We start from the raw sequence: 24,597 nt of genomic DNA, 5'->3' as shown, positions 1-24,597 counted from the left end.
AACCACCGTCCGCACACAAGCCTCGCTGGTATGACGCCAGCCGAATATGCTAACCGGTCAAAGGAAGACCAAAACCTGAACAGAGCTAACCTAAATTAGCGGACTCTAAGGGGAGCAGGTCACAATCCTTGGATGCGGTAGGTCATGGGGCAACGCTCCTTGATGGCAAATATGATGGCCCCACCCTGCCGCCTGATCCGCAGCGGCGCAGCCCGGATCCTGCGCATTTGCGGCGTCGGTATTCACGCAGCATGCAAGCCCCGGCTTGGCAAATGCCAACCCCATCCAAGGTCTGAGGTGAGATTTCTGTGAATAGACTTCGATTTGGCGCGTAATTCGGGTATCGCAACGTCAACTTACATCCAGAACGGAGATGGCATCGATGATCGGACCTGTCAAAACAACGCTACCAGCCATCGCGCTTGCCGTTCTGCTGGCCGCCCCCGCGCCCGCGCAACAGGCATCCGAGGAACTGGATGTCGCGCTTAGCCTCGCCACGATGCTGCAATCGGCGCGCCAGGTCATCGGCACCAAGCAGGACCTGATTAATGACCCCGATCTGGGCGACAAGGGCCTGACCGGTGACGAAGTGCTGAAAGAGGCGATCCAGGCCTATCTGGAACGGACCGATGAAAATCCGATCAGCGTCGCCGAAGGGTCGCTGAAATCCGATCTGCTGAGGGCCCAGATGGCCGCCATTCGCGAGGTGATCGACGAAAATCAGGGGACGATCAATCGCCCCGGCATCGGGTTCAAAGGCTTCGTTCCCGCCACCTTCGCCCGCCTGGTCAATGAACGCTTCGGTGACAAGGTCGGCGCCCAGGCCGCGGTCAAGGTCACCGCCCCGCCGACCCTGGTGCGCAACCGCAAATCCCGCCCCGACGCGTGGGAGACACAGATCATCGCCGATCACCTGTTGTCAGAGGATTGGAGGCCCGGATCCGTTTACCACGACACCGCCGATCTGGACGGGCGCGCGGGCTACCGCGTATTGGTGCCGGAATATTACGGCCAGGCCTGCCTGACCTGCCATGGCGGCCCAAAAGGGGAGATCGACATGACAGGTTATCCCAAAGAAGGCGGCGCGCTGCACGACCTGGGCGGTGTAATCAGCATCACCATCTTCGAATAAGACAGCCACTTGATGTCCCGCCTGTCGATCTTCCTGCGCCTGGCGCTTCTGGTCCTGACGCTTGGCGCCATGACCTTTGGCACCAATATCTATCTTTTTCAACGGCTTGATAAAAACGCCGTGGCGATCCAGGAGGAGGCCGCCTTTATTGGTCTTCTCAGTGATGCCACTGCCGCGCAGGCCACCTTTGGCAACGTCAAATACTGGCTGACCGACCTTGCCGTCAGCATGTTGGTCAATTCCGAAAATAACGCCCTGGCCGCCCGCGATGAACTGGTCGGGCAGCTTGACGCGCTGGAACCGGCCGCCCCGGATAAGATCGCCTCGATCAAGGCGGAACTGGCAGAATTGATGAACTGGGCCCTTCTGGCGGTCGATGCCTATGCCGATGACCAACGCGTGCTGGGCAATTCCCTGACGGCCAAGGCCCGCAACCACATCCGCACCATCGACGAAGAGATGACGGCACTGGTGCAGATTTTCGAAAACCGCGCATTGTCCAAGGGGGATCAGGCGGTCACGGATGCGAACCGCGCCGCCCGCCAGTCCCTGATCCTGATGGCCGCCAGCGGGGCGGTCGGCCTGTTTTTCACGCTTTGGATCATTGCCTCAATCACCGGCCCCTTGCGCAACCTTGTAGATGCCATGCGCCGCATCACCGGGGGTGATCTGGATGTCACCATTCCCAATGGCGGCTCGACAGAGATCGGTGCCATGTCGCAAACGCTCCGATTGCTGCGTGACAACCTGTCGGAACGCGAGGCGCTTCAACGGAAACAGCGAGACGCCGATGCCGCAGCCCGCCAGTCGCAAAAGCAGCTGTCGCAAGCGATCGAAACCATCGGGGAGGGGTTTTCGCTCTACGGTGCCGATGACCGGCTGGTCGTCTGCAACACACGCTACCGCAACCTGTTCAGCGGGCTGGGCATCGCAATTGAGCCCGGTCTGGAGTTTGGCGATCTGATGGGCGCCATCGCGGCCTCCCGCGCGGTCGAGGGCACGGATGATACCGACGCCTGGATCGCCCGCCGGATTGACCATCACAAGAACCCAAGCGGCCCCTTCGAACAAAAGCGGGCGGATGGCGCCTGGTTCAAGATCAGCGAACACCGGACTAATGCCGGCGAAACCGTGGGCGTCATCACCGATATCACGGAGCTGAAAAAGCGGGAAGAAGAGCTGAAATCGCTGGTCACGGATGTGGAGACCGCCCGGGACGAGGCCATGCGCGCCACCCGCGCCAAAAGCGAGTTCCTGGCCAATATGAGCCACGAGATCCGCACCCCCATGAATGCCGTGATCGGGATGAGCAACCTGCTGCTGGATAGCAATGACCTGCGCGGCGAACAGCGTGATTTTTGCCAGACGATCAACGACAGCGCCGAAAATCTGCTGACGATCATCAACGATATCCTGGATTACTCCAAGGTAGAGGCTGGCAAGCTGGAGCTTGAGATGGAACCCTTCGATCTGCGCGATTGCGTCGAAGGGGCGCTGGATCTGGTGGCGGTGTCCGCCGGGCATAAGGGCATCGATCTGGCCTATGAGATCAAGCCGGGCACGCCCGAGGCGTTGATTTCCGACCCGACGCGCCTGCGCCAGGTGCTGGTCAACCTGTTGGGCAACGCCATCAAGTTCACCGATAAGGGGGAGGTCGTCCTGACCATCGAAGGCTGCGAGATCGACGGGGCCGACAAGGGGAACATCGCCTTCAAAGTCCGCGATACCGGCATCGGCATCCCGCAGGACCGCATGGACCGATTGTTCGAAAGCTTCTCCCAGGTCGACGGCTCAACGACGCGCCGATTTGGCGGGACGGGGCTGGGCCTGGCGATCAGCCAGCGCCTGATCTCCCTTCTGGGCAGCCAGGTCGAGGTGACGAGCACGGTCGGCGTGGGAACCGTCTTTAGTTTTGAGTTGACGGTTGATCTGTCCCACGACCTGCAGCGGCCCAGCCGGGCAGAGGTCTCTCCCATTCTGGCGGGCAAGCGCGTGCTGATCGTGGATGACAACGCCACCAATTTGCAGATCCTCACCCGCCTGGTCGAAAGCTGGTCGATGGAGGCTATCGCCCATGACGATCCACTGAACGCACTGCGCCAGATCAAGGATGGGTTGGCCTTTGATGCCGCCATCCTCGACATGCATATGCCCGATATGGACGGCCTTGAGCTGACCTTGCTGTTGCGCGGGCGGGACGAAACCGCACGCCTGCCGGTGATCCTGCTCAGCTCCATCGGGTCGAGCGCCGACCATGACGGGGAGCGACTGGAGATCGCAAAGGTCGATGCGGTGCTCAGCAAACCGGTCAAGCCGTCGCCGGTGGTCAATGCACTGCTGACGGCGTTCATGGGGCAACCTATCCGCGTCGACGGTATGGGCCGCGAGCGGGAGAAATCCGTCTATGATGAAACGCTTGCCGAGGGGATGCCCCTGCGGATCCTGCTGGCCGATGACCATCCGACCAACCAGAAACTGGGCCTGCTGGTCCTGAAACGCCTGGGCTACCGTGCCGATGTGGCCGGCAACGGGCTTGAGGTGATCGAGGCTTTGCGTCGCAAACCCTATGACATCATCCTGATGGATATCGAGATGCCGGAAATGGACGGCGTGCAGGCCACCCAACGGATCCGTAAGGACTGGCCCGAGGATGAATGGCCCATCATCGTCGCCGTGACGGCGAATGCGATGAAAGGCGATCGGGAGCGGTTCCTGGCCGCCGGGATGGACGGCTATGTCAGCAAACCCATCCGGGTCGAGGCGCTGGTGGAGGCGTTGAAACTGGCGGCACCCGACGCGTCGATGCCCGCTGCCAGGGTTGATACAGGCGCACTGGATGGCGCCGCGCTGGATCAACTGCTGGAGGTTGTCGGCGGCGATCAAGCCTCCCTGCAGCAACTCATCGACAGCTACCTGGATGAGACCCCGCCCCTGATCAAGAGCCTGCGGGAGGCGAGCAAGACGCAAGACCTCGCCGCTGTCCGCCGCGCCGCGCATACGCTCAAATCCTCATCCCGTGATTTCGGCCTTCACGACCTCAGCACCCTGGCCGCCCAGATCGAAAGCGCAGCCCGGGATGGAACCATCACAGCCACAACCGAAATCCTGGACCGTATTGAGGCGCTCTACACAGCGGGTGCCGCCCAGTTGAAAACCCACGCCAAAGCCGCGGTCTGAAACTGGGAAACGGGGCACTTCCGCCTGGATCGGGGTCGCGCGACGCGCGCGGCCCGCTCCCGTTGGGGGTGGCGCGCGCGCAACGTCGCACGACTTGGGATGGAGCACTTGCGCGCGCCGTGAGAGGACATCGATATTGTCACCGTGCGCGGCCCATCCGACCTGTAACCTTGGCTGACTGTAAGAACGGTCTGTTCGCTCCGTCACACATGGACAAACCTCTCAAAAACGGGGGGGTTCGGGGATTACCGCATGTGCGACCAGTGGATCGCCTCCGCAGTCATCCTGTCGTGACCCTCAACCGGCATCAGATGTCCCAGACCGAACGGCGATCGGCAACAACCTCGCCCGCGCAGCGCATCATGTGCCAGATCCGGTCACGCCTTCCAGGTGAAACGCCTCAAGCGCGCCTTTGCCGCGCAACGTAACCTCGCCCAGGGACCGGCCCGCCCCGGCGATACCGTCCCAGATCGGGCGGCTGACGCAGACGGAGCTTGGAGCGGCCAATCCAGTCAACCGCGACGTCGTATTCACCGTGTCGCCCCACAGATCGTAAAGGTGCTGCTGCTTGCCGATCACGCCCGCCACGACGGGGCCGACATGCACGCCCACGCGGATCTCCCAGCCGGAGCCCAGATCAGGTGCCTGCGCTACCATATCCAGCGCACTGCGGGCGGCGGCAGGCACGGGGGCATCCGACGGCTTCAAAAGCCCCGCCGTGGCCATGAAGGCATCCCCGATTGTCTTGATCTTTTCCAACCCATGGGACCGCGCGATATCCTCGAACCCGCGAACCAACCGTTCCAGCCGCGACACGGCCTCTTCCGGTGGGTTCACATCGCAAAACCCGGTAAAGTTCACCACATCCGCCATCAGCACAACCACATTGTCGAACCGGCGCGGCTGAACCCGGTTGGTGCGCTTGAGCTCATCGATGGCCGCCGCAGGTAGCGTCGCCGCCAACAGCGCATCAACCTTCTGCTTTTCGGCCTCGATCTGGCTCAGGTAATCGGCGCGCTGGTCGGTCAGCCGCTTTGTCTCAAGGCACGCCCCGACCCGCGCACGAAACAGCACCTGATCAAAGCTTTTGGGGAGAAAATCCTGCGCTCCCAACTCGATCGCGCGCACGATATTGTCCATGTCATCGGCGGCCGAGATCACGATGACCGGAATATCCCGTAAGCCGGGCGATTTCCGCAGCTCCGTCAGCACCCCGAACCCGTCCATATCCGGCATCTCGATATCCAGCAGGATCAGGTCGAACGCCCCCGCCGCCAGCTTGCGCAGGGCCACCAACCCATCCTCGGCGGTCTCGGCCACATGCCCCAGCGCCTTGGCCGCCATCGACAGCTTCATCCGGGTGGTCGCATTGTCGTCGACGACCAGAACGCGAAACTCTCTGTCGTCCACGGTAATCTCCTGCTCCGGATGCGGGAATGCGACTTGGCTTAAACCAGATCCGGTATTGTCGATCGCGCAGGCAAAGGCAAGCACGCGGATGACACAGCGGAACCGCACCGCCGCGCGGGGGGATGGGCCATCCTCGGCACATCCTAAAACAGGGCGCTATCCATCGCCAAAATAACCTGCTACCGGTCGCCTATCACATTCAAAACATGAGATAAAAATTGTTGAGACAACTTAATCTCTGCCGCACCGCCACACTGGTGACCGCGGCCTTGGCCTGTGTCGCACATCCAGGTTTTGCCAAACCCGCGGACTTCTGGACCACGCTCCAGACCGGGGCCAACAGCTTTAACGCCACCCCGCCGGACCAGGCCTATTTTGAAGCTTTGGCCGAAACTGGCGCGACCTGGACCCGCCTTGTCTTTAGCAAATGGGCGGGGGCCGGGCCGGATTTCCTGATCGGCGATGCAGGGGCGTACACTGCCCTCCCCGCCCAGGACCTCACCATTCTACGCGGGGTCCTGGATGCGGCGGATGCGGCCGGGATCAAGGTTGTCGTCACCCCGCTCACCCTGCCGGGTGCCCGCTGGACACAGCACAATGACGGTACCTTCGATGACCGGCTCTGGTCCGATCCGGCTTTCGCGTCCCAGGCTGCCGCCTTCTGGCGTGATCTGGCCGCCGAACTGACCGGTCACCCCGCCATCGTCGCCTATAACATCCTGAACGAACCCGCGCCCGAGCGCATGACCGACCTGATCGAAAACGGTCCATTGGACGACCACCGCGCCTGGCAAGCGGCCCAAACCGGCACGCCCCGCGACCTGCCGGCCTTTTACAACCAGGTCATCGCCGCGATCCGCAGTGTGGACCCGGACATGCCCGTGATGGTCGATGCCGGATTTTTCGGCAATCCGCGCGCCTTGGCGACTTGGCCCGGCCCGCTGGAAGACGACAACATCCTTTACGCCATCCATATGTACGAACCCTACGGCGCCACCGCGGCGGGCAACATGCAGCGCGACGAACCGTTGCCTTATCCCCGTATCGTCAGCACCTATGACGGGGCGGGCCTGACCTGGGATGCTGCCGCCGTGGCCGCCCATCTCGACCTCGCTTTCGACTGGGCCGCACAGCATGACATTCCCGCCCGGCGAATGGTGCTGGGGGAATTTGGCTGCATGCGTCGCTGGGCCGATTGCGGAACATATCTGACGGATGTGCTGGATGCGATCGAACCCCACGGCGCCCATTGGGCCTATTACGCCTTTCGCGAAGATGAGTGGGACGGGATGGATTATGAAATCCCGCCATCGTTCCCGCCGGGCCGGTTCCATCACCTGACAGAACAGGGCAAGGCCGACACGATCTCCCGCGATGGCCCGCTGATGGACATTCTGCGCGCCCGGATCTCCGATTAACTCTTTTGCCCCCGCACGCTGTGTTAACCTCGCTCGCGAGGGCGGTTTATACACATCGTTTGTGTATCGATTGTGCATGGGATGTGCCCCGCCCGACGCCCTTCCTGGCAAGGGTTAATCGGGCTTTGCGGCGGGCGCTTCGCCCTCGACCCGCATTTTCGCCGTCCGCCCCGTTAACGTTTGCGGCGTCCCGGGGCGGATGCGGCATTCATGGGGCTTTACGTTTGGGGGTGGAGCCCCTAGATTTCTGAGTAAAGTAGTAAGAGGCTGCCGATGGCAAACGACATGCAGACCGAAACCAGCCCGATGGAGGGTGCGCCCCTCATCAAGCCATCTACCACCGATCATCCGCTTTATGATCAGGTGGTTGAGGCATGCCGGTCCGTTTATGACCCTGAAATTCCGGTGAATATCTATGATCTGGGCCTTGTCTACACGATTGAAATTGATGGTGAAAACGCCGTCAATGTGCTGATGACCCTCACCGCGCCGGGCTGCCCGGTTGCCGGTGAGATGCCGGGTTGGCTGGCCGATGCCATCGAGCCCGTGGCCGGTGTCAAACAGGTCGATGTCGAGATTACCTGGGACCCGCCCTGGGGCATGGACATGATGAGCGACGAGGCCCGGCTGGAGCTTGGCTTCATGTGATCCGTTGGGCGGCCCGTCGCCCGACGATCTTCAAAGCCAGCCATAACCGCCACTTGGCCCGCTTTCGCCGTCGCAACTCACGTTGCATTTTTGCAAAGATCTCTCGCTCCTCCACATAGATGGTGCTGCGTTCGTCCCGATATCCCAGCTCGTCCCACATGGCGCTCTCCTTCGGTTTCACCCTGTTTTCGCCGAAGATCACGCGCGTTGTCAGCCACCGCATCCGGGACTAGACTTGCAAAAATGAAAGACATCGCCTGGAACGATCTGGCGCTTTTTGCCGCCGTCGCCCGCCGTGGCACGCTGGCCGCCGCAGCCACACAGACGGGTGTCAGCCAGGCAACCCTCAGCCGCCGGATGACCGCCCTTGAAGCCCAGACGGGCCGCCGTCTGTTCTGTCATGGAAATGCTGGCTATAGCCCCACGGCAGAGGGGCGCACCCTCCTTGCGATGGCCGAACGGATGGAGGCCGCCGCCGCCGAAGTCAAAGGCTGGCACGCCGCCTCGACCGGCCCGGCCCGCGTCCGCATCTCCGCCGGAACCTGGACCGCAATCCACCTCGCCCAGAACCTCAACGCATACTGGACAGACACCGCGCCTTGGGTCCCCGAATTCCTCCACTGCAACCTGGAAATGGACATCGCAAGGCGCGAGATCGATATCGGGATCCGAAACCGCCGCCCGGAACAGCCCTGGCTCGCCGGCAACCGCACCAGCGTGACCCAATTCGCAATTTTCGCCCGGGATCAATCGGTTAGCAGTTGGATAGGCAGCAGTGACGACGCCGCCGCCACGCGGTCGGCCACCTGGATCCGCACCCACCATGGTGCCGAGATCGTGACCACCGCCAACGACCCGCGCGTTGCCGTCGCCATGGCAGAGGCCGGGATTGGGCGCGTGGTCCTGCCCCTTTTTGCGGCGCGAAATACCCGCCTTCAACAGATCGGGGACCCCATCCCAGACCTCACGAGCGAGGAATGGCTGGTCAGCCACCATGAGGGCCGGTTCGAGCCACATATCCGCGCAGCCCTCGACGCGTTATCTGCCTTCTTGTCACAACCCGCCCGCACCCCTTGAGCCAAACGCCCGGGCCCACTACTTTCATGTCAAAGGAGTCGTCCCATGTTTTCGATCCCCGGCAAACAGGCTGTCACCATCACCGACCGCGCCGCCGCACAAATCGCCAAGCTCATGTCCTCTGACGGCCATAAGGGCCTGAGAATAGGGGTAAAAAAGGGGGGCTGCGCAGGCATGGAATATACTATGGACTACGCGGCAGAGGTTGATCCGCATGATGAGGTCGTCGAACAGGACGGCGCCCGCGTGATGATCGCGCCCATGGCGCAGATGTTCCTCTTCGGCACTGAAATCGACTATGAGGTCAGCCTCCTCGAATCCGGCTTCAAATTCAAAAACCCCAATGTCGAAGATGCCTGCGGCTGCGGAGAATCCATCAAATTCAAGGATGTAGAGACGCTGACGGCGGAACACGACAAGGCGTGATCCATGGCCATCACCGACGCCCAGATCGAGCATGCCTTAGAGTTGTTCAGCAGTGTCGGCGATATCACCACCCGCAAGATGTTTGGCGGCGTGGGGCTTTATTCGCACGGTACGATCTTTTCGGTTATCATGTCGGATGGCACGATCCGGCTGAAAGGCACAGGTCCCATGGTCGACCGCTACGACGCGCTGGGGATGCAGAAATGGGTTTACCAGCGCCCCGGTCAAAAGCAGTCCGCCATGCCCTATTGGGCACTCACCGATGATCAACTCGACGATCCCGACGCCACCTCTGCCCTCGCGCAGGAGGCGCTGGCCCACCTATAGTGGTGACTCCGTTTGCCCGTCGATGTTATGCCGGTTCTCAATGAGAGAGGGAGAGCGTCGATGCGTAAACTGGCAGCTGGCAACTGGAAGATGAACGGGCTGAAGGCGGATCTGGATCAGATCACCGCACTCGCCACGGATCACCCCGCGCCCACCGTAGACATCCTGCTGTGCCTGCCCGCGACGCTGCTGACCTCTGCCCATGCGGTTGCGGGGCAGATCGCCTTGGGCGGGCAGGATTGCCACCCGGCGGATAGCGGCGCCCATACCGGCGATATCTCCGCCGGAATGCTGGCCGAAACCGGGGCCAGCGCCGTGATCGTCGGCCATTCCGAACGCCGCGCGGATCATGCCGAAACCGACGCGACCGTCGCCGCCAAGGCCAAGGCCGTCTGGGCTGCCGGCCTGACTGCGATCATCTGTGTGGGGGAGACTGAAGCGCAACGCGATGCCGGTCAAACGCTGGATGTCATTGCGAAACAACTGTCCGGATCCGTGCCGGAGGGGGCCACCGGCGCCAACACTGTCATCGCCTATGAACCGGTCTGGGCCATCGGCACCGGGCGCACCGCCACGCTCGACCAAATTGCCGAGGTGCACGATTTCATCCGCACAAAGGTGCAAACCCGGTTCAGCGCCGCGGTTGGTGGTGGCATCCGCCTGCTCTATGGCGGATCGGTCAAACCCTTGAATGCAGGCGATATCTTTGGGGTCAGCAACGTGGATGGTGCGCTGGTCGGCGGGGCCAGCCTCAAGGCCGTTGATTTCGGCAAGATTATCGAGGCTTTGTCATCGCAGCAGCACCATTAACGACACAACGTGCAGCACACTGATCGCCAGATTGGCACGCGGCACCGGGTGGCTCAGGCCGACCACCGGCACAGTCAAAAGCTTGTAGACAATCTGCAATGAAAACAACACGGTGGTCAGCCAAACGAAATGGCTGTCCCGCCCGTACACAGCGTAAATCCCCAGCGCCAGAACACTGGCCAGCGCAATCGCCCCATAGACGCAGCCCAGAATGCGCCGGGCCGGGCTGTCAGCGCCGTAAACCGGATCCATCGACGGCGCACCCCTCATGATCAGCACGGCCAGCAGGCCCGCCACGGCGATGTTCACGACATGGGAGAATAGGATCAGGGGCATCGCATTTCCTTTGGCACAGTCATAGATAATACTCCCAAGAACGACAGTTGGATGACCACCGCAGGAGGCACCATGCCAAAAGTCATCGCCTGGGATTTTGACGGGGTCCTGAACAACAATATGGTGGACGGCCAATTCCTGTGGTCCCGGACATTCGAGGCTGATCTGGGCCAGTCGCTGGACGCTTTCACCCAGTTTGTCTTTCGCGACCGGTTTGATCTGATCATCACCGGGCAAGAGGATCTACATGATCGCCTCACCCGTTGGGCCGACAGCGTCGGGTACGATGGCGGGGCGGACGGCGTACTTCGCTATTGGCTGTCAAAGGATGCCCTGCCCGACCCGGCCATGCTGGATCTGATGGACCGCGCCACCGCACAGGGGCTCAGGCAGGTCATCGCCACGAATAACGAGACCCGGCGCGCCGCCTATATGGAGATGGATATGGGCTTTGGCGCCCGGATCGAACACCTCTTCGCCTCTGGCCGGATGGGGGTGAAAAAGCCCGATCCCGCCTTTTTCCATCACATTACACAAACCCTGGATGTCAGCCCCGCCGATATGCTCCTGATCGACGATCACCCCCCAAATGTTCAATCTGCTCAAGAACTTGGCTGGCAGGCTTTCCTGTTCACCGGCTCCGAATATGACCAGCTGGCCAGTCTGATCACCCCAGCCTGATCAGCCGATCAGATGAACATCTTGGGCAAGGCGGCATCGACCCCGGGCTTCCCGCTCTCCGAAATGGCGGCGACCGCCACCCATTGATCGATATCGGCCTGACGCAAGCTGTTCGGCCCGCTTTCATCCGCCAGGATCAGAACCTCAAACAGCAGATTCTCCGGCAGATATTTCCAAAAGAACGTACAACGGGTCCGCCGCGTTGCATCGTCCAGCGTGATCACGATATCAAACGGCTTGGCATTCTGCTCCGGCAGATCCATCGCCACATCCCCCGCCACGATGGGCCGCCCGGCAACCCGGAACAGCCCCAAAACGCAATCTGTGATCAGGGCTTTATCCATCTCGACCTGGTTGGGCATGAAATGGATCCCGCTGAACGGGGCGTGGCTGTCATCGGCGATCAAGGCCATCCCGACCAGGATCATGTAGGGGTCGAACGGGCCGTCCTGCCCCTCTGCCGACAACTTCATGCAGATTGCTTCGGCGGTCAGTTCGCCCGGTTGCAAGGCACCGGCGGTTTCCAATGCGGTCACCGCACGGGCGACCTGGGCCAGGTCCTCTGCCCCGAACACGCCCGGGGCAAAGGACAACTCTGCAAAGGACGCAGGCACCGGCTTGACCGTGGGTTCGACGATCGGCTGCGGGCGTCGCAGCACCTCCCGTAAACCCGACCTGACGCACCAAACGCAGATGATGGCAAAAGCCAGGGCAAAGATCCGGTCCAGGGTGGCGTCATTGCCGGTCGCCATCATCCAGGCCAACCGCCCTGTCAAAGCGGCGGCCACGGACCAGGCGACAACCACCACCCCTTTGATCACGACTCCCATGGCCGGGATCTAGCGTATGATCGTCTCTGGCCCCATCACCGCCGTGGGCAGCGCGGTCGAGAGCCACGGGATATACGTCACCATGATCAAAAAGATGAACAGCACGCCCAGGAAGGGCAGCGCCGCCTTCACGACCTTCATCATCGGCATGCCCGCCACGCCCGAGGTCACGAACAGGTTCAGCCCCACAGGCGGCGTGATCATCCCGATCTCCATATTGACGACCATGATGATGCCAAGGTGGATCGGGTCGATCCCCAACTCAATCGCGATGGGAAAGACCAGGGGCGCCACGATGACCAACAGCCCCGATGGCTCCATGAACTGTCCACCGATCAGTAGGATGATATTGACCACGACCAAAAACATCACCGGCCCCAGCCCCGCCGCCAGCATCGCCTGGGCGATATGCTGGGGGATCTGCTCATCCGTCAAAACATGCTTCAGGATCAACGCATTGGCGATGACGAACATCAGCGTGACCGTCAACTTGCCCGCATCCAGCAACGTCCGCTGGGTGTCCCGGTGGATAAAGGCGGTCACAATCGTCCACGGCTTTTTCAGCAGGTTCGACCGGGGGCGGTCGCCGTTTGCAGCCAACGGCCCCATGTCGCGATAAACGAACAAGGCGACGATGGCCGCATACATCGCGGCCACGGCCGCGGCTTCGGTCGGGGTAAAGATCGCGCCGGTCAGGCCCGGAACACCGTAAATGCCGACCATGATGATCACGATCAGCAGCAGGCCCCACAGGGCGCTCAGGAACGCGTCGCCGACCTCCTGCATCCCGGCCCATTCGCCTTTGGGCATGTCGCGGATCGTGGCGATCACATAAATGGCGATCATCAGCATCAGACCGGCCAAAAGGCCCGGGATGACACCGGCCAAAAACATCCGTCCGACCGACACGTCGACCGCCGCCGCATAAACCACCATCACGATGGAGGGCGGGATCAGAATGCCCAAAGTGCCCGCATTACAGATGACGCCTGCGGCGAACTCCTTGGTATAGCCCGCCTGCCGCATGGCCGCGATCACGATTGTTCCGATGGCCACCACCGTGGCGGGGCTCGACCCAGACAAAGCTGCAAACATCATGCAGGCAAACACACCGGCAATCGCCAACCCGCCGCGAAAGTGCCCAACACAGGCGATGGAAAACCGGATGATCCGCTGCGCCACACCGCCCGTCGACATAAAGGCCGAGGCCAGCACAAAGAACGGGATCGCCAGCAGCGTGAAATGCCCCTCAAACGCGTTGAACAGGGTCTGCGCGACCGAGGCGAGCGAACTGTCCGAGAACCAGATCAGAAACAGGATCGAACTCAGGCCCAACGAGACAGAGATCGGGACACCGATCATCAAAAACCCGATGACCAGTAAAAACAGCAGAGCAACATCCATCAGCGCGATCCCTCGATCTTGGCGGCGGCTTCGGCCACATCATCTTCGGCCTCATGGCTGGCCACGATCCGATCCAGATCGCCGCGCCAGATGCGGATTCCGGCCTGGATGAACCGGAACAACAGCAGCGCCATGGAGAGCGGCAGCACCAGATAGGGCACGACCTTGGGGAGCTTTTCGTATTCCTCTCCCTCGTTCAGCATGTCTTCGAGGAACTTCAGGAAACCGGGATTTGGCACATCCTGCGTCTCGTACCAGGCCCGGGTGCGAAAGGTTTCCTGAAATCCGGTCGGAAACCAGCGCCCCGTTGTCTGCGGCAGGTCCGCAAAGTTGGCCCAGTAATCCCAGGCGCCTTTCAGCATCAGAAACGAAAACACGATGCAGGCCGTGACGGCCATCAGGCCCAGAATACGCCGCATCGGTGGGGCCAATGCCAGCACAATGATATCAACGCCCAGATGGATGCCCTTTTTGACCGCGTAGGAGGCCCCCAGCAGCACCAGCCAGCCAAACATGAACACCGTCAATTCCAGCGCCCACAGAATGTTGGAGTTGAAACCATATCGCGCCACCACATTGGCAAAGGTCAGGACCGTCATCAGCCCCAACAAGGCTGAGATCAGCGTTTCCTCTATGGCATCCGTCCAGGAGGACGGGCTGTCAGATGTCATGGTCTGCTCCCCCGCGGTGGCACATCACTTCGTGGCGATGTGATCCTATGAAAAGGGCGGGTCCAAGCCCGCCCCTTTTTGATTGTCGTCACACGTGCTTAGTGCTTTGCGTTGATCTCTTGCGCGGCGGCAATGGCATCGGCGCCCACGTCACCTTCGAACTGCTCCCAGACCGGCTTCATCGCTTCGAGCCAGGCGGCGCGTTGTGCATCATCCAGGGTGCGCACTTCGCCACCGGCGTCGATGATGGCCTGCTTGGCCTCTTCATTGACCTTGGTGCTTTCGCTGTTGCGCGTGGCAGAAACCTCTTCGACGATCGTCATCAACTGATCACGCACCTCTGGCTCCAGGCTGTCCAGCCAGTCGACCGAGGCCACGACAAGGTAGTCGATGATGCCATGATTGGTCTCGGTGATGCCGTCCTGCACTTCAAAGAATTTGCGGCCATAGATATTGGACCAGGTGTTCTCCTGTCCGTCCACAACGCCCTGCTGCAGCGCGCCGTAAACCTCGGCAAAGGCCATCTTCTGGGGGCTGCCACCGATGGCTTCCATTTGGGCCACCAGCACGTCGCTTGGCTGCACCCGGAATTTCAGACCCGTCGCATCGGTCGGATTGATCAACGGCTTGCTGGCCGACATCTGCTTCATGCCGTTATGCCAAAAGGCCAGGCCCTGAATGCCGCGTCGCTGCATCGAATCTTTGAGTTCCTGACCCGCTTCAGAGGCCTGGAATTCATCAACCGCATTCACGTTCTTGAACATGAATGGCAGGTCGAACAGGCGGAACTTCTTGGTGAACTTCTCGAACAGCGACAGCGATGGGGCGGCCAGCTGCACGTCCCCCTGCAACAACGCCTCCAGCACCTTTTCATCGGTGTACAGCGTCGAGTTCGGGAAAACCTCCATACAGGCCGTGCCGTTCATCTCGTCATTCACCCGTTCCTGCAGCAACGAGGCCGCAATCCCCTTGGGGTGCTTGTCGGTGTTCGTCACATGGCTGAACTTGATGACAATCTCGCCCGCATCGCAGGCGGCAAACGCAGTGCTGGCCGACATGGCCAAGACGGCCGCAGCCGTAAATAGTGATCTCATAACATCCTCCCGGTCGTAGATGCCCGTTTTGGGCCTGATCGCAGCATGTGGCCTGAATGGACACGGGCCAATACAAGAATGGGCTATCGGGCGAAAAAGATGCAACTTTATGAAAAAAGGCAATTTTTGAGCGGGCTGATCTTTGCAGTGTCAAAGGCTTTGTGCGGGATTTCGCACAAAATGCCCTAACGCGCGCGAAAACCCGCCGGATCGATCTCGTGCCGCTTCAGCTTGTCATACATTGTCTTGCGCGGCAGCCCCAGCGCCTCGGCGGCGGAGGGCACATGGCCATTGCAGCGGGTCAATTCCGCCTCGATCAGGTGCCGTTCCACCATATCCATGCGCGCCGGCAGCGTGCAGGGCGCCTTGGGCTGAGTCTGCCCCACTGCGACCCGCATCTTGCCACTGCGCGAGGCCAGGGTGGCGGCCCGCATGGCCCCCGCGTCCCGGATCATGGCGATCAGATCCGCGGGCGGGCACGGCTTTTCCAGAAACGCGAACGCACCGCCCTTGATTGCCCGCGCGGCCATCGGGATATCCCCTTCGCCCGTCAGAATGATCACCGGAATTTTCGGATCGACCTTATGGACACGCCCCATCATGTCGAACCCGTCGCGCCCCGGCATCCGAATGTCCGTCACGACCACGCCGGGAAAGCCCGGGCTCAGGTGATCCACCGCTTCGATCAACGCACGTGCCAGGGTCACATCGAACCCCGCCAGGCCCAAAGCCTGCCCATAGGCCTCGCGCACATCGGCATCGTCATCGACAAACAGAACCTTCATGCTGCGGCCCGCGCCGCCGCTGGTGTCAAATGAACCGTAAAGATCGCGCCACCCCCATCCGCATTGGCCCCGGTGATCTGGCCACCAAAGCTTTGCACGATCCCATAGGAAATCGACAGACCCAGGCCAAGCCCCTGTCCCACCGGCTTGGTCGTGTGGAACGGGTCAAAGATCCGGTCCGCCTCGACCAGCCCCGGCCCGGTATCGCGCACGCTCAGCGTCACGTGATCGGCCTGGGTCGCAATCTCGATAAAGATCTCGGCCCGCCCGCCTTCCATCGCGTCGGCCGCATTGGTCAGCAGGTTCACCACCACCTGCTGCAACTGCACACGCCCGCCGCGCACCATCAGGCCCGGTCGCGGCGCCCAATGGACGACAACGCCCTCCAACCGCTGCTCCAACAGGCCCAACGCATCGGCCACCACATCGGCAAGGTCCACATCCACGGGCCGCTCCCCCTCCTTGCGGGCAAAGGCGCGCAGGCTTTTCAGGATACCGCCCGCCCGCTGCGCCAGCTCCGAGATGCGGCCCAGGTTACGCCGCACCTCCCCAGGCTCAGCCCGGTCGACGAACAGCTGCGATGTGTCGGCCAGGGTCTGGATCGCAGTCAGCGGTTGGTTCAATTCATGGCTGATCCCTGCCGACATCTCGCCCAAGGCCGTCAACTTGCCCGCCTGCACCAGATCGCCCTGGACCCGGCGCAACTCAGCCTCCGCCTGGATCCGCTCATCCACCTCCCGGCTCAGGCGCAGGTTGGTCTCCGACAGCTCCGCAGTGCGGGCCGCCACCTTGGCCTCCAACCGCCCCTGGGCCGCTGCGCGCTCTGCCAGCCGTGCCAGTGTCGTCGCGCGCCGCTGGCTCATCAACGCCAGGACAAGCGCCGCCACGCCGCCCGCCAACGCACCAATCAAACCCCAGGTTCGCGCCACGACCAAAGCCGGAGCAGTATCGGTCAGGATATGGGCCTGCATCCCGATCCGCGCCATCTGCCGTTCATAATGTATGGCCTCCGCAGGCAGACCCGGCACATCGATGCCGCGCATTACCGGGACGCCGTGGCGCCGGTCCATCCGCCCGGTCGAGACTTCGGGCACGGCCCCCCCATATTGCCCGATCTCCGTCACTGGTTCCGCCATGGTGCGCAGGGTCAACTGATCCCGGTTCGAGATGAAAATGACCCCATTCCCATCGGTAAAGAAAATCACATCGCGGTCGCCGCGCAGATCCCCTTCGATCTCCTCCACATCCAGGGCGATGGCGATGACACCGGTGATCTGGCCATCAGCCGTGGCAACGGGATGCTCAAAGGTGAAAATCCGCTGCCCGTCCGGCGTCACCTCGTGACTGATCCCCAAACCGCCATCCAGCGCCCGCCGGAACGAGGGCCGCCACAGCCGGTCCTGCGTCAGGGGGCGGGGGCGCTCCGCCGCCTCGGAATGTGCCATGATCCGGCCCTGGGGGTCCAGCAGGCTGATCGCCAGCGCACCAGACGTGTCGGCGATCCGCCCCAGTCGCAGCGACACGGCATCCGGCGCGGCCTGCAGATCGGCACTGCGCGCCAGAACCGCTGGCAAATAGCGATATCGGTCGACCAAACCAGACAGGCGATCACTGGCGCGGGTCAACACGCCGCGCGCCCGCAATGCCTCGTCCTGCAAGGCCGCACGCTGGCCCAGCGCATGGCCCACAAAGGCCAGCGCAATGATCAACAAAGCCGCGTAGATCCGTACCATGGCGGTCTTTAGGGGCCAGTGGTGGCCCATTTGTCAAGGCTGGCCAAGCGCGCGCGGCACTGGCAGATATGCCCCAATGAGCCTGCCCCATTTTGACCAAAGCCTGACTGACCCCGCCTTTGTCCAGGACCCCTATCCTGCCTATGATCGCGCCCGTGCCCTGGGCGATATTGTCTGGTGGGCGGATCTGGGAATGCCCGCCGCCATGTCGCATCATGCTGTTACCGCGGTGCTCAAGGACCGCCGGTTCGGGCGTGAGGTCCCGGCGGATCAAGCAGCGCCTTGCCCCGCCCATCTCGCCCCGTTCTACGCGGTGGAGGCGCATTCGATGCTCGAACTGGAACCGCCGCGCCATACCCGCCTGCGCGGTTTGGTCCTGCGCGCCTTCACCTCGGCACGGGTGGCGGCCCTGGCACCTGACATTCAGGCGCTGGCCACCGATCTGATCACGGCATTACCCGACCAGCCGGTCGATTTTTTGACAGCCGTCGCCCAGCCCCTGCCCGCCCGGGTCATCTGCCGCCTGCTCGGCGTGCCAGAGGCGGACGCGGCCCAGCTTGTCGCGTGGTCCAACGCCATGGTCGCCATGTACCAGACCGGGCGGACGGCGGCTGCTGAGCGTCGCGCCGTCGCCGCCACCACGGATTTCCAAACCTATCTGCAGGACATCATCGCCCATAAACGCCAGCATCCGCGCGACGATTTGCTCACCGCATTGGTGGCTGCCGAAGGCGATGCGCTCACCCCCGATGAGTTGATCTCCAACGTCATCCTGCTCCTCAATGCCGGGCATGAAGCGACGGTGCACACCCTTGGCAATGCCGTCCGCCTTCTGGTCGAAAGTCCGCATCGTGTGTTGAGCCAGGATGACACCGCCTTGCCCGGCCTGGTCGAAGAGGTTCTGCGGTTTGACCCGCCGCTCCACATCTTCACCCGCTACGCGTATCAGGATGTAAAGGTCGCTGGTACCACCCTCGTCAAAGGCACCCAAATCGCCTGCGTCCTGGGGGCCGCGAACCGCGATCCGCTGGTCTGGCACAGCCCGGCACAGTTCGATCCAGGGCGAACCATGCGCACCAATGCCAGCTTCGGAGCGGGTCTGCATTTCTGTGTCGGCGCGCCCTTGGCCCGGCTCGAACTACAGATCGCGCTCCAAACCCTGTTCCGGATCTGCCCCAACCTGCACCTGGCCAAACCAGCCCGCTATGCCGACATCTACCATTTCCACGGATTGGAACGGCTGCTGGTCTCCCGCTGACAGCAGCGCTGTCCCCGCGGGGACAGTCCCTACAAAAGCTACAGCGCGCATCAACACCAGCACTCAAACGATGCCCTCACCGCGCGGCCATGTCCGCGCACAGTTGAGCGCGGGCGGCAGCGCCGCCCAAGCAAAACTGTCCCCGCAGGGACAAAACCCGATATGCCATCTGTCCCCGCGGGGACAGATCACAGTGGCAGGGCCATGGTGGATTTGATCTCTTCCATGCTCAGAAGTGCCGTCACGTTATAAATCCGCACCTCGGCAATCAACGCCTGGTAAAACGTGTCATAGGCCCGGGCATTGGGCACCCGCACCTTCAGGATGTAATCGATATCACCGGCCAGCCGATGCGCCTCCAACACTTCCGCCCGGGCGCGCAAGGCCTCCAGGAACCGGTTTTGCCAGTCGGCCTCATGCTCCGATGTGCGGATCAACACGAAAAAGCAGGCCTCCAGGCCCAGCGCTTCAGGATCCAGTTCGACGGTGTTGCGGCGGATCACGCCGGCATCGCGCATCTTGCGCACGCGGTTCCAGACCGGCGTTTTCGAAGAGCCCACTTTACGGGCGATTTCATCCAGCGACTGCCCTGCATCCGATTGCAATTCCGCAAGAATATTCCGGTCCATCTCATCCAACCGGACTGACATTTCGGTGTTTCCTCTTCTCTGTGACATGCTCCGGGTCTCGATGTGAATTTTAGAACTTTGTTCTTGATTTATGGCTCTACCTAGCAAAACACCAGAACAAAATTCTATATTGCATCTCAAGCAACCCGAGGTGAGCCATGCAGCACTTTCCCATCTTCGTCGCCTTGGCCGGTCGCCGGGTCATCGTCTCCGGCGGTGGCGAGGCGGCCCTGGCCAAGCTGCGCCTGCTGCTGAAAACCGAAGCCCACGTGACCGTTTTTGCCGTCGATGCGGCGCCGGAGATCCAGAACTGGGCTGCGATCGGTAAACTGCGCCTCGTGCCGCGCGCGATGGAGCCCGGCGATGCCATTTGCGCCGTTCTCGCCTATGGTGCCAATGAGGATGCGGTCGAGGATGCGCGCATCGCGGCCCTGGCCCGAGCCGATGGCGCGATGGTCAATATCGTCGACAATCTGGAGGACAGCCAGTTCATCACCCCGGCCATCGTCGACCGGGACCCGGTCACCGTGGCCATCGGGACCGAAGGGGCCGCCCCCGTCCTGGCCCGCGCCATCAAGCGCGACCTGGAGGCACAACTGCCCGCAACACTGGGAACGCTGGCGCGGATCGGGAAGACCTTCCGCCATGTGGCGGAGGCGCTGCCGATGGGCCGGGCCCGCCGCGATTTCTGGTCGGAGTTCTATTTCCAGACGGGCGCCCGCGACCTGGAACAGGGCGGCGCAGGTGGCGTTCTGGCGGGGCTGCATACGCTGTTTGGGCGTCACCTCACAGCCCAGGACAAGCCCGGTGCTGTGGCCTTTGTGGGCGCGGGGCCTGGCGATCCGGACCTGTTGACGCTGAAGGCGCGCAAGCTGCTGGATGAGGCTGATGTGATTGTCCATGACCGGCTGGTGCCCGCGCCGATCCTGGAGCTGGCCCGGCGGGAAGCCATCCTGATCTCCATGGGGAAGGAAGGCTTTGGCCCCTCCGCCAAGCAGAATGATATCAACGACACGATCATCGAGCACGCGAAAGGCGGCGCCCAGGTTGTGCGCCTCAAGGCAGGCGATCCCAGTGTTTTTGGCCGGCTTGAGGAAGAGATGACCGCCGTGGAGGCCGCCGACATTGACTGGCAGGTTGTGCCCGGCATCACCGCTGCATCGGCGGCTGCGGCAAGCCTGGGTCAAAGCCTGACGCAACGGGGCCGCAATTCGGACCTGCGGTTGTTGACGGGCCATGATGTGGATGGCTTTGCCGAACAGGATTGGCGGACCCTGGCCCGCCCCGGTGCGGTCGCGGGCATCTATATGGCCAAGCGCAGCGCCCGGTTCCTGCAAGGCCGCCTGCTGATGCATGGCGCGGATCCTGCGACGCCGGTGAGCGTGGTCGAGAATGCCTCCCGCCCCGACCAGCGTATCGTGACGTCCAGCCTGGCGACCCTGACGGATGACCTCAAAGCGGCCAACCTGACCGGCCCTGCCCTGCTGCTTTATGGGTTGGCCCCGCGCCAGGCCGCGACGGTAACCCTGCCCACCATCCCAACACGTCTAACCGAAAGGGAGCATGCCTGATGGCCCGCAGATTCACGCCCAAAGTGGTCACTGCCAATGCGCTGCTGGACGGCGACGTGGTGTATCTGACAGCCGATGACCACTGGACCCGCGACCACACCAAGGCAGAGCTGATCGAGGATGAGGCCCATGCCGCCATCCGCCTGCTGGATGCCCAGGCCCGCCAGTCGGAGATCGTGGGGGCCTACCTGGCCGATGCCACAGCCGGGCCCGATGGCCCCGAACCCGTCCATTTTCGCGAAGCGTTCCGCACCCGCGGCCCGTCCAACTATGCCCATGGCAAGCAAGTGGAGCCATCCTGATGTATAGCTACACCGAATTTGATGACGCCTTTCTGGCGGAGCGTAACAGACAGTTTCGGGCCCAGGTGGAGCGGCGAATCGATGGTGCGCTGACCGAGGATGAGTTCAAGCCATTGCGGCTTATGAACGGCCTCTATTTGCAGCTGCACGCCTATATGCTGCGCGTGGCGATCCCTTATGGGACCTTAAACAGTGGCCAGATGCGCCAACTGGCGATGATCGCCGAGCGTTGGGACAAGGGATATGGTCATTTTACCACACGGCAGAACATCCAATACAACTGGCCCAAGCTGCGGGACGTGCCCGACATGCTGGATGCCTTGGCTGAAGTGGGGATGCACGCGATCCAGACCAGTGGAAATACGATCCGCAACGTGACGGCGGACCATTTTGCCGGTGCCGCCGCCGATGAGGTGGCCGATCCGCGCCCCGTGGCGGAGTTGCTGCGGCAATGGTCGACGGATCACCCGGAATTTCAGTTCCTGCCACGCAAGTTCAAGATCGCAGTGACCGGGGCCGAGGCGGACCGCGCCGTGATCCGCGCCCATGATATCGGCCTGCAACTGGTGCAACAGGACGGCGAGATCGGGTTCCGCGTGATCGTGGGCGGTGGTTTGGGCCGGACGCCGATGATTGGTAAGGTCATCCGGGAGTTTCTGCCAAAGGCCGATTTGCTGCCTTATGCGGAAGCCATCGTCCATGTCTATAATCAGCTGGGCCGCCGGGATAACAAGTATAAGGCGCGGATCAAGATTACCGTCCACGAGAACGGGATCGACACCATTCGGGAGATGGTCGAGGCCCGGTTTGACCAGATCCGGGGTGAATTCCCTGGGGCGGATCAGGCGCTGTTGACCGAGCTGGAAGCTGCCTTTGCCGCGCCGGATTTTGCCGCAAAGCCGCTGGGGGCCTATGACACGGCCTATCGTGCCGATCCGGTCTTTCGCTCTTGGGTCGATACCAATGTGGCGGCGCACCGGGCGGAGGGGTACGGGATCGTCACGATCTCCCTCAAGGCCCATGGGGCGACGCCGGGCGATGCCAGCGCCGATCAGATGCGCCTGATGGCCGATCTGGCGGAACGTTATGGCCACAACGAGTTGCGCATCAGCCATGAGCAGAACGTGATCCTGCCCCATGTGCATCGCGCCGATCTGCCGGTCATCCATGCGGAATTGCAGCGGGCCGGTTTGGGCACCGCAAATGTAGGGCTGGCCAGTGACATCATTGCCTGCCCCGGCATGGATTACTGCGCGCTGGCGACGGCGCGGTCGATCCCGATTGCCCAGCAGATTGCCGAGCGGATCGACGATCTGAAGATCGAGCACGAGGTTGGCGCGCTGAAGATCAAGATCTCGGGCTGCATCAATGCCTGCGGGCACCACCATGTGGGTCATATCGGGATCCTGGGGTTGGATCGGGCCGGTGTTGAGAATTACCAGATCACCCTGGGCGGTGACGGCAGCGAGACGGCGGCGATTGGCGAACGGGCGGGGCCCGGGTTTTCCTATGACGCGATCGTTCCGGCCATTGAGCGGTTGATCCTGGCCTATCTGGAGCTGCGCGACGGGGCGGAGGAGACGTTCCTGCAGGCCTATCGCCGGTTGGGGCCTGCACCGTTCAAGGCGGCGCTGTACCCCGAACAGGAGAAAGCCCATGCCGCTTGACCATGGACCATCCGTAACCCAGCGCGCTGGTGTGATGAACCATTACGCGTTGGGATTGACGGCAGAGCAGATCCTGGCAGAGGCGCTGGAGAACCCCTATGTCGGGCGCACAGCGGTCGTTTCGTCGTTTGGGGCGGATGCGGTTGTGCTGCTGGATCTGGTGGCGCGGGTCGCCCCGTGGACGCCGGTTTTGTTTATCGACACGCGGATGATGTTTGCGGAGACGCTGGAATATCAACAGCAGGTCGCGGCCCATCTGGGGTTGCAGGATGTGCGGGTTATCCGGGCGCGCCATGTGGATCTGGTCAGCGAGGATCCCGGCGATATGCGTCACAAGACCGATCCAGATGGCTGTTGCGACCTGCGCAAGACCCGGCCCCTGAACCGGGCATTGGGCGGGTTCGACGCCTGGATCACGGGACGCAAGCGTCATCAATCGGGCAGCCGCGCCGGGCTGAAACATTTCGAAGCCGAAGCCGGGCGGATCAAGATCAACCCCCTGGCCGACTGGTCCGCTGCGGATGTGCGCGATCATATCGTGGCGCGCGATCTGCCGCGGCATCCCTTGGTGGCGCAGGGCTATCCCTCCATCGGTTGCCTGCCGTGTACGAGCCCCGTGCGCCCCGGTGAGGATGCCCGGGCCGGGCGCTGGCGGGACGCGGATAAGGAAGAATGCGGCATTCATTTCGTTGACGGCAAGGTCGTGCGCGGCTCCGTTCAAAAGGAGGCCTGACATGGCTGTGATTGTGACCGACCAGGGATTTGGCCCCGATGATTGGACCGGCTGTTTCGCCACGCCCCAGACACCTGCGGCCAATGCCAAGGGTCTGGACCTGGCATCCGACGCACGGGCCGAGGATGTGGCGCTGGACGGGGTCGACCTGATCCGGATCGATTTTCCCAGCTTTGCCGATGGGCGCGGGTTTTCCATCGCGCGCGCCTTGCGGCGGCTGGGATATACCGGTCGGCTGCGCGCCAAGGGGCATGTGATTGCCGATCAATATGCCATGGCCCGGCGGTCCGGCTTTGATGAGGTTGAGATTGACCAGGATTTGGCCAAGCGCCAGCCCGAAGACCAATGGTTGGCTCGCGCCAATTGGCAAGAGCATGATTACCGCGCGCGCCTGCGCGGGTAATCATATGTAGACAAACAATGCGGTCACAGCATTCCTGTGGCCGAACACCACTTTTCAACATCCCCAAAATCTGTG

At 62.2% G+C, this 24,597-nt stretch carries 25 protein-coding genes; 15 read left to right on the top strand and 10 right to left on the bottom strand.

Translation table 11 applies throughout. The features are described from left to right. Positions 1–382 precede the first annotated feature (382 nt). Positions 383–1,132, top strand: coding sequence for a DUF3365 domain-containing protein (locus tag IU397_RS22175; protein WP_204417748.1), 750 nt, complete (start codon positions 383–385; stop codon positions 1,130–1,132). A 12-nt stretch (positions 1,133–1,144) separates the two neighbouring features. Continuing rightward, positions 1,145–4,309 carry a response regulator gene (locus IU397_RS22170; protein ID WP_204417747.1) on the top strand — a complete coding sequence of 1,055 codons (3,165 nt, stop codon included), beginning with the start codon at positions 1,145–1,147 and terminating at the stop codon, positions 4,307–4,309. 360 nt (positions 4,310–4,669) lie between these two features. On the opposite strand, the gene IU397_RS22165 is transcribed toward IU397_RS22170, so the two are convergent. Next, the gene (locus IU397_RS22165) at positions 4,670–5,719 is read right to left on the bottom strand and encodes an adenylate/guanylate cyclase domain-containing protein (protein ID WP_204417745.1); all 1,050 of its coding nucleotides are present in this window, start codon (positions 5,717–5,719) and stop codon (positions 4,670–4,672) included. 221 nt (positions 5,720–5,940) lie between these two features. Between IU397_RS22165 and IU397_RS22160 the strand changes: the two genes are divergently transcribed. Then, complete coding sequence (locus tag IU397_RS22160) at positions 5,941–7,137, top strand: glycoside hydrolase family 5 protein (protein ID WP_204417743.1); 1,197 nt, start codon at positions 5,941–5,943, stop codon at positions 7,135–7,137. A gap of 273 nt (positions 7,138–7,410) precedes the next feature. Beyond that, positions 7,411–7,785: an SUF system Fe-S cluster assembly protein gene (locus IU397_RS22155; RefSeq protein ID WP_370541756.1), complete on the top strand. Its 375-nt coding sequence runs from the start codon at positions 7,411–7,413 to the stop codon at positions 7,783–7,785. Here the strand turns inward: IU397_RS22155 and IU397_RS22150 are convergent. Then, positions 7,778–7,945: a hypothetical protein gene (locus tag IU397_RS22150; RefSeq protein WP_204417741.1), complete on the bottom strand. Its 168-nt coding sequence runs from the start codon at positions 7,943–7,945 to the stop codon at positions 7,778–7,780. The genes IU397_RS22155 and IU397_RS22150 overlap by 8 nt on opposite strands. 83 nt (positions 7,946–8,028) lie before the next feature. On the opposite strand from IU397_RS22150, the gene IU397_RS22145 reads away from it, so the two are divergent. From IU397_RS22145 to tpiA, 4 genes are read left to right on the top strand one after another with little or no spacing between them, the layout of a single operon-like run. After that, positions 8,029–8,862 (top strand): LysR family transcriptional regulator, encoded by an 834-nt coding sequence (locus tag IU397_RS22145; RefSeq protein ID WP_204417739.1) that lies wholly within the window; start codon positions 8,029–8,031, stop codon positions 8,860–8,862. Between the two features lie 45 nt (positions 8,863–8,907). Continuing rightward, positions 8,908–9,288 (top strand): iron-sulfur cluster assembly accessory protein, encoded by a 381-nt coding sequence (locus IU397_RS22140; RefSeq protein ID WP_204417737.1) that lies wholly within the window; start codon positions 8,908–8,910, stop codon positions 9,286–9,288. 3 nt (positions 9,289–9,291) lie between these two features. Then, entirely contained in the window at positions 9,292–9,615 is a 324-nt protein-coding gene (locus IU397_RS22135) for a TfoX/Sxy family protein (RefSeq protein ID WP_204417736.1), read from the top strand. 60 nt (positions 9,616–9,675) lie between these two features. Further along, complete coding sequence (gene tpiA / locus IU397_RS22130; RefSeq protein WP_204417735.1) at positions 9,676–10,425, top strand: triose-phosphate isomerase; 750 nt, start codon at positions 9,676–9,678, stop codon at positions 10,423–10,425. Here the strand turns inward: tpiA and IU397_RS22125 are convergent. Next, positions 10,405–10,761, bottom strand: a complete 357-nt coding sequence (locus IU397_RS22125) for a hypothetical protein (protein WP_204417734.1) — start codon at positions 10,759–10,761, stop codon at positions 10,405–10,407. The genes tpiA and IU397_RS22125 overlap by 21 nt on opposite strands. Before the next feature lie 72 nt (positions 10,762–10,833). Between IU397_RS22125 and IU397_RS22120 the strand changes: the two genes are divergently transcribed. Continuing rightward, on the top strand, positions 10,834–11,442 hold the full coding sequence (locus IU397_RS22120) for an HAD family hydrolase (protein WP_204417733.1): 609 nt from the start codon (positions 10,834–10,836) through the stop codon (positions 11,440–11,442). Positions 11,443–11,450: 8 nt separating this feature from the next. On the opposite strand, the gene IU397_RS22115 is transcribed toward IU397_RS22120, so the two are convergent. The 6 genes from IU397_RS22115 to IU397_RS22090 all read right to left on the bottom strand — a co-directional run bounded on the left by IU397_RS22115 (position 11,451) and on the right by IU397_RS22090 (position 17,959). Beyond that, positions 11,451–12,272: a hypothetical protein gene (locus IU397_RS22115; RefSeq protein WP_204417732.1), complete on the bottom strand. Its 822-nt coding sequence runs from the start codon at positions 12,270–12,272 to the stop codon at positions 11,451–11,453. Between the two features lie 9 nt (positions 12,273–12,281). Further along, positions 12,282–13,676: a TRAP transporter large permease gene (locus IU397_RS22110; RefSeq protein WP_204417730.1), complete on the bottom strand. Its 1,395-nt coding sequence runs from the start codon at positions 13,674–13,676 to the stop codon at positions 12,282–12,284. Continuing rightward, entirely contained in the window at positions 13,676–14,347 is a 672-nt protein-coding gene (locus tag IU397_RS22105) for a TRAP transporter small permease (RefSeq protein ID WP_204417729.1), read from the bottom strand. Before IU397_RS22105 ends, IU397_RS22110 begins: the two co-directional genes overlap by 1 nt. Before the next feature lie 98 nt (positions 14,348–14,445). Then, positions 14,446–15,441, bottom strand: a complete 996-nt coding sequence (locus tag IU397_RS22100; RefSeq protein WP_204417727.1) for a DctP family TRAP transporter solute-binding subunit — start codon at positions 15,439–15,441, stop codon at positions 14,446–14,448. Between the two features lie 185 nt (positions 15,442–15,626). Then, complete coding sequence (locus tag IU397_RS22095) at positions 15,627–16,226, bottom strand: response regulator (protein ID WP_204417725.1); 600 nt, start codon at positions 16,224–16,226, stop codon at positions 15,627–15,629. After that, complete coding sequence (locus IU397_RS22090; protein WP_204417723.1) at positions 16,223–17,959, bottom strand: ATP-binding protein; 1,737 nt, start codon at positions 17,957–17,959, stop codon at positions 16,223–16,225. Before IU397_RS22090 ends, IU397_RS22095 begins: the two co-directional genes overlap by 4 nt. 76 nt (positions 17,960–18,035) lie before the next feature. On the opposite strand from IU397_RS22090, the gene IU397_RS22085 reads away from it, so the two are divergent. Then, positions 18,036–19,217 carry a cytochrome P450 gene (locus tag IU397_RS22085; protein ID WP_204417721.1) on the top strand — a complete coding sequence of 394 codons (1,182 nt, stop codon included), beginning with the start codon at positions 18,036–18,038 and terminating at the stop codon, positions 19,215–19,217. A gap of 188 nt (positions 19,218–19,405) precedes the next feature. Here IU397_RS22085 and IU397_RS22080 read toward each other — a convergent pair whose 3' ends face one another. After that, the gene (locus IU397_RS22080) at positions 19,406–19,867 is read right to left on the bottom strand and encodes an Lrp/AsnC family transcriptional regulator (protein WP_204417719.1); all 462 of its coding nucleotides are present in this window, start codon (positions 19,865–19,867) and stop codon (positions 19,406–19,408) included. Positions 19,868–20,004: 137 nt separating this feature from the next. On the opposite strand from IU397_RS22080, the gene cysG reads away from it, so the two are divergent. The 5 genes from cysG to IU397_RS22055 are packed head-to-tail and all read left to right on the top strand — an operon-like array spanning position 20,005 to position 24,522. Continuing rightward, positions 20,005–21,417: a siroheme synthase CysG gene (cysG, locus tag IU397_RS22075; RefSeq protein ID WP_204417718.1), complete on the top strand. Its 1,413-nt coding sequence runs from the start codon at positions 20,005–20,007 to the stop codon at positions 21,415–21,417. After that, positions 21,417–21,719, top strand: a complete 303-nt coding sequence (locus IU397_RS22070; RefSeq protein WP_204417716.1) for a DUF2849 domain-containing protein — start codon at positions 21,417–21,419, stop codon at positions 21,717–21,719. The genes cysG and IU397_RS22070 overlap by 1 nt, the downstream gene beginning before the upstream one ends. Then, positions 21,719–23,386, top strand: coding sequence for a nitrite/sulfite reductase (locus tag IU397_RS22065; protein WP_204417714.1), 1,668 nt, complete (start codon positions 21,719–21,721; stop codon positions 23,384–23,386). The genes IU397_RS22070 and IU397_RS22065 overlap by 1 nt, the downstream gene beginning before the upstream one ends. Further along, positions 23,376–24,119, top strand: coding sequence for a phosphoadenylyl-sulfate reductase (locus tag IU397_RS22060; protein WP_204417712.1), 744 nt, complete (start codon positions 23,376–23,378; stop codon positions 24,117–24,119). The genes IU397_RS22065 and IU397_RS22060 overlap by 11 nt, the downstream gene beginning before the upstream one ends. Before the next feature lies 1 nt (position 24,120). Next, positions 24,121–24,522, top strand: coding sequence for a DUF934 domain-containing protein (locus tag IU397_RS22055; RefSeq protein WP_204417710.1), 402 nt, complete (start codon positions 24,121–24,123; stop codon positions 24,520–24,522). The last annotated feature ends 75 nt before the right edge of the window (positions 24,523–24,597 follow it).

Origin of the sequence: Actibacterium sp. 188UL27-1, from assembly GCF_016901225.1 — a bacterium.
Lineage (GTDB): Bacteria > Pseudomonadota > Alphaproteobacteria > Rhodobacterales > Rhodobacteraceae > 188UL27-1.
The sequence above is the reverse complement of the archived record's forward strand: the minus strand, read 5'-3'. Positions and strand labels throughout refer to the sequence as shown.